Genomic DNA, 6,238 nt, shown 5'->3' on the forward strand with positions numbered 1-6,238 from the left:
TGACAGCGGTTGTATATCCAAAATTTAGAATTAACATCCTACCGTAATTATGAGCGCGCTGAGCTTCAATTCGAAAACAAGGTGAATGTGATCATCGGGGAAAATGCCCAAGGCAAAACCAATCTGATGGAAGCCATCTATGTCCTTTCGATGGCAAAATCACACCGCACCTCAAATGACAAAGAACTTATACGGTGGGACGAAGACTATGCTAAAATAGAAGGAAGAGTGATGAAGCGCAACGGGGACATCCCGATGCAGCTTGTCATCTCCAAAAAAGGTAAAAAGGGCAAGGTCAATCATATAGAGCAGCAAAAACTCAGTCAGTATGTCGGAGCGCTGAACACCATTATGTTTGCCCCTGAGGATTTAAATCTCGTCAAAGGAAGCCCTCAGGTGAGGAGAAGATTTCTCGATATGGAGATCGGGCAGGTTTCTGCCGTTTATCTGTATGATTTATCTCTTTATCAAAAAATCCTTTCACAGCGGAATCATTTTCTGAAACAGCTGCAAAGCCGGAAACAGACTGACCGGACCATGCTTGACGTTCTCACTGATCAGCTGATTGAAGCAGCCGCAAAAGTTGTCGCCAAACGTCTGCAGTTTACGGCGCAGCTTGAAAAATGGGCGCAGCCGATCCATTCCGGCATTTCCCGGGGACTTGAAGAACTGACGCTTAAGTATCACACGGCGCTTGATGTATCAGATCCTAAAGATTTGTCGAAAATAGGTAACAGCTACCAGGAGTCTTTTTCGAAATTAAAAGAAAAAGAAATAGAACGAGGCGTCACATTATTCGGACCGCATCGGGATGATGTCCTTTTTTATGTGAACGGACGCGATGTGCAGACTTACGGTTCGCAGGGACAGCAGCGTACGACGGCTTTGTCTCTGAAGCTGGCTGAAATAGATTTGATTCATGAAGAAATCGGAGAATACCCCATTTTACTTTTGGATGATGTACTAAGCGAGCTGGATGATTACCGGCAGTCCCATTTGCTTCATACGATCCAAGGCCGTGTGCAGACATTTGTCACCACGACGAGCGTGGATGGCATTGACCACGATACCTTACATCAAGCAGGAATGTTCCGTGTGGAAAACGGTACGTTAGTGAAGTGAAGAAATGAGGTGAGCGATTGTATATTCATTTAGGTGACGACTTTGTCGTTTCAACCCGTGATATTGTCGGCATTTTTGACTGCAAGGTCAATGTATCGCCGATCGTTGAAGAATTTCTGGACAGACAGAAAGAAAAAGTAGTGCCGTCCGTAAACGGCACGCCAAAGTCTATCGTAGTCACGACTGAGAATATATATTACTCTCCCTTATCTTCCGGCACACTGAAGAAACGTGCGCAATTTATGTTAGAAATAGATTCTTAGCGGATCTTTACAATGAATATATTATCGTTTAAGAAAAGTGTAGGTGAATGTGCATGGCTATGGAACAGCAGCAAAATAGTTATGATGAGAATCAGATACAGGTATTAGAAGGTTTGGAAGCTGTTCGAAAGAGACCGGGGATGTACATCGGATCAACTAACAGCAAAGGCCTTCACCATTTGGTGTGGGAAATCGTCGACAACAGTATTGACGAAGCCCTGGCCGGTTATTGTACAGATATTAACATCGAGATTGAAAAAGATAACAGCATTACCGTTAAGGACAACGGGCGCGGAATTCCGGTCGGTATCCAGGAGAAGATGGGCCGCCCTGCGGTTGAAGTCATCATGACCGTTCTCCACGCCGGCGGTAAATTTGACGGAAGCGGATATAAAGTATCCGGCGGTCTTCACGGTGTAGGGGCGTCCGTCGTAAACGCCTTGTCGACCACTCTTGACGTTACGGTTCATCGTGACGGAAAAATCCACTATCAGGCGTACGAGCGCGGTGTACCTGTGGCCGATCTTGAAGTGATCGGTGATACTGATAAGACCGGAACGATTACGCACTTCGTTCCGGATCCGGAAATTTTCAAAGAAACAACTGTATATGACTATGATCTGCTTTCAAACCGTGTCCGGGAATTGGCCTTCCTGACAAAAGGCGTAAACATCACGATTGAAGACAAACGTGAAGGACAAGAACGGAAAAACGAGTACCACTACGAAGGCGGAATCAAAAGCTATGTTGAGTACTTAAACCGTTCCAAAGAAGTCGTTCATGAAGAGCCGATTTATATTGAAGGCGAGAAAGACGGCATAACGGTTGAAGTTGCATTGCAATACAACGACAGCTATACAAGCAATATTTATTCTTTCACAAATAATATCAACACATACGAAGGCGGCACGCACGAGGCCGGATTTAAAACCGGTCTGACCCGTGTCATAAACGACTATGCAAGAAGAAAAGGGATTTTCAAAGAAAATGATCCGAATTTAAGCGGGGATGATGTGAGAGAAGGGCTGACTGCCATTATTTCAATTAAGCACCCTGATCCGCAATTCGAAGGGCAGACGAAAACGAAGCTCGGCAACTCCGAAGCGAGAACGATCACTGATACGCTGTTTTCTTCTGCGCTGGAAACATTCCTTCTTGAAAATCCGGACTCAGCCCGCAAAATCGTTGAAAAAGGTTTAATGGCCGCAAGAGCGCGGATGGCGGCGAAAAAAGCGCGGGAATTGACCCGCCGCAAAAGTGCGCTTGAGATTTCCAATCTGCCGGGCAAACTGGCGGACTGTTCTTCTAAAGATCCGAGCATTTCCGAGCTGTATATCGTAGAGGGTGACTCTGCGGGCGGATCAGCGAAACAGGGACGGGACCGTCATTTCCAAGCCATTCTGCCGCTGCGCGGTAAGATTCTGAACGTTGAGAAAGCCAGACTTGATAAGATTCTCTCAAACAATGAGGTCAGATCAATGATCACGGCCCTCGGAACAGGAATCGGAGAAGATTTTAATCTTGAAAAAGCGCGTTATCATAAAGTGGTCATCATGACGGATGCCGATGTTGACGGCGCCCATATCAGAACGCTTTTATTAACGTTCTTCTACAGATACATGCGGGAAATCATCGAAAACGGCTATGTCTACATTGCCCAGCCGCCGCTTTATAAAGTGCAGCAGGGAAAACGGGTGGAATACGCTTATAACGATAAGCAGCTTGATGAGCTGTTAAAAGAGCTTCCGCAATCACCTAAGCCCGGCCTCCAGCGTTATAAAGGTCTTGGAGAAATGAACGCGACTCAGCTTTGGGAAACGACAATGGACCCTGCGACCAGAACGCTTCTGCAAGTCAATCTTGAAGATGCAATGGACGCTGACGAGACTTTTGAAATGCTGATGGGTGACAAAGTAGAACCGCGGAGAAACTTCATAGAAGCAAACGCCAGATACGTGAAAAATCTTGATATTTAACCAAGAAAGCCTTATTTTCGTTAAGAAATAAGGCTTTTTTCTCAAAGCGGCTTCTAAAGCCTCTGAAAACCCGCAAAACCCGTATATTCTACTAAATTAATGTGTATAAACACAAGTTTATTGATATAATGGAGAATAGTGAAATCGTATTGAAGATCATAATGGACAATCTACTCCCACATTATTTCATGTGATACTTCAGGGAGGTTTTTTTAATGAGTGAACAAAACACACCACAAGTACGTGAAGTCAATATCAGTCAGGAAATGCGGACATCCTTCCTGGACTATGCAATGAGCGTTATCGTATCCCGGGCGCTTCCGGATGTGCGTGACGGTCTGAAGCCGGTTCACAGACGGATTTTGTACGCAATGAATGATTTAGGCATGACCAGTGACAAACCATATAAAAAATCTGCCCGTATCGTCGGTGAAGTTATCGGTAAGTACCACCCGCACGGTGACTCAGCGGTTTACGAATCAATGGTCAGAATGGCGCAGGATTTTAACTACCGCTACATGCTTGTTGACGGACACGGCAACTTCGGTTCGGTTGACGGCGACTCAGCGGCCGCGATGCGTTACACAGAAGCGAGAATGTCAAAAATCGCAATGGAAATTCTGCGTGACATTACGAAAGACACGATTGACTATCAAGATAACTATGACGGTTCAGAAAGAGAGCCTGCCGTCATGCCTTCGAGATTTCCGAATCTGCTCGTAAACGGGGCTGCCGGTATTGCGGTCGGAATGGCGACAAACATTCCCCCGCATCAGCTTGGAGAAGTCATTGAAGGCGTGCTTGCCGTAAGTGAGAATCCTGAGATTACAAACCAGGAGCTGATGGAGTACATCCCGGGCCCGGATTTTCCGACTGCAGGTCAGATTTTGGGCCGGAGCGGCATCCGCAAGGCGTATGAATCCGGACGGGGATCAATCACAATCCGGGCTAAGGCTGAAATCGAAGAGACTTCATCGGGAAAAGAAAGAATTATTGTCACGGAACTTCCTTATCAGGTGAACAAAGCGAGATTAATTGAAAAAATCGCGGATCTTGTCCGGGACAAAAAAATCGAAGGAATTACCGATCTGCGAGACGAATCCGACCGTAACGGAATGAGAATCGTCATTGAGATCCGCCGTGACGCCAATGCTCACGTCATTTTGAATAACCTGTACAAACAAACGGCCCTGCAGACGTCTTTCGGGATCAACCTGCTGGCGCTCGTTGACGGACAGCCGAAGGTACTAAGCCTGAAACAATGTCTGGAGCATTATCTTGATCACCAAAAGGTTGTGATCCGGCGCAGAACGGCTTACGAACTCCGCAAAGCGGAAGCGAGAGCTCACATTTTGGAAGGTTTAAGAATTGCTCTCGATCATTTAGATGCCGTTATTTCTCTTATCCGCAATTCCCAGACGGCTGAAATTGCGAGAACGGGTTTGATCGAACAATTCTCACTGACTGAAAAACAAGCGCAAGCCATTCTGGATATGCGCCTTCAGCGATTAACCGGTCTGGAGCGCGAAAAGATTGAAGAGGAATATCAATCACTTGTTGCGCTTATCGCTGAGCTGAAAGATATTTTAGCCAATGAAGAAAGAGTTCTTGAGATCATCCGTGAAGAACTTAATGAAATCAAAGAGCGTTTCAATGATGAGAGACGCACTGAAATTGTGACGTCCGGTCTTGAAACAATTGAAGATGAAGATCTTATCGAGAGAGAAAATATCGTCATCACACTGACCCATAACGGCTATGTTAAACGTCTCCCGGCGTCCACATACCGCAGCCAAAAACGGGGCGGAAAAGGCGTACAGGGAATGGGAACGAATGAAGATGACTTTGTGGAACACTTAATTTCCACATCAACGCACGATACGATCCTGTTCTTCTCTAATAAAGGGAAGGTATACCGTTCTAAAGGATATGAAATCCCTGAATACGGCCGAACGGCAAAAGGCATTCCGATTATTAACCTTCTGGAAGTTGAAAAAGGCGAATGGATTAATGCCATTATTCCGGTCAGCACGTTTGATGAGGAGCAATACCTCTTCTTTACGACCAAACAAGGGGTGTCGAAACGTACGGCACTGTCCCAGTTTGCGAATATACGGAATAACGGGCTGATCGCCCTAGGTCTCCGGGAAGACGATGAACTGATGGCCGTCCGCCTGACTGACGGCAAGAAACAAATCATCATCGGAACGAAGAACGGTTTACTGATCCGTTTCCCTGAAGAAGATGTAAGACAAATGGGACGCACAGCTGCGGGTGTTAAAGGCATCACGCTGACAGACGATGATGTCGTTGTAGGTATGGAGATTCTTGAAGAAGACTCCCATGTCCTCATAGTGACAGAAAACGGCTACGGCAAACGCACACCGGCTTCAGAATACAGAGTTCAAAGCCGGGGCGGAAAAGGTCTTAAAACATGTAAAATCACTGACAGCAACGGTCCGTTAGTAACCGTGAAAGCAACAAAAGGCGAAGAGGACTTAATGATTATTACGGCAAGCGGCGTGTTAATCAGAATGGATATTAATGATATCTCCACTACGGGACGCGTAACTCAAGGCGTCCGTCTGATCCGCATGTCTGATCAAGAGCATGTAGCCACTGTGGCGCTTGTCGAAAAGAATGAAGAAGAGCCGGAAGAAACGGAAGAAGTATAAACGAAAAAGCGCAGCTGCAACAGGCTGCGCTTTTACTATATAAAGAAATGAAAAAAAGCTTTGACACATAGTGATGATGCTGATATAATTCTTTTTGTTGTCTTTTTAATAGAAAGGCAAGCCTAGCGAAAATATTTTTAAAAAAGTATTGACCTAGCAAACTGAAAATGTTATGATTAAGAGGTCGCTTCGAGAGAGGCGG

General features: G+C 45.7%; 4 protein-coding genes. All 4 read left to right on the forward strand.

Going from position 1 to position 6,238, the window contains the following annotated elements:
- The first annotated feature begins 9 nt into the window (after nucleotides 1-9).
- The 4 genes from recF (at nucleotide 10) to gyrA (ending at nucleotide 6,036) form a co-directional block, all read left to right on the forward strand.
- Nucleotides 10-1,122 carry a DNA replication/repair protein RecF gene (gene recF, locus D368_RS03100; protein ID WP_007409910.1) on the forward strand — a complete coding sequence of 371 codons (1,113 nt, stop codon included), beginning with the start codon at nucleotides 10-12 and terminating at the stop codon, nucleotides 1,120-1,122.
- 17 nt (nucleotides 1,123-1,139) lie between these two features.
- On the forward strand, nucleotides 1,140-1,385 hold the full coding sequence (gene remB / locus D368_RS03105) for an extracellular matrix regulator RemB (RefSeq protein WP_004392908.1): 246 nt from the start codon (nucleotides 1,140-1,142) through the stop codon (nucleotides 1,383-1,385).
- Nucleotides 1,386-1,444: 59 nt separating this feature from the next.
- Nucleotides 1,445-3,361, forward strand: a complete 1,917-nt coding sequence (gene gyrB / locus D368_RS03110) for a DNA topoisomerase (ATP-hydrolyzing) subunit B (RefSeq protein WP_014720600.1) — start codon at nucleotides 1,445-1,447, stop codon at nucleotides 3,359-3,361.
- A 215-nt stretch (nucleotides 3,362-3,576) separates the two neighbouring features.
- Nucleotides 3,577-6,036: a DNA gyrase subunit A gene (gene gyrA / locus D368_RS03115; protein ID WP_004392898.1), complete on the forward strand. Its 2,460-nt coding sequence runs from the start codon at nucleotides 3,577-3,579 to the stop codon at nucleotides 6,034-6,036.
- Nucleotides 6,037-6,238 lie beyond the last annotated feature (202 nt).

This window comes from Paenibacillus lentimorbus NRRL B-30488 (assembly GCF_000411595.1).
GTDB classification, from domain to species: Bacteria; Bacillota; Bacilli; order Bacillales; family Bacillaceae; genus Bacillus; species Bacillus velezensis.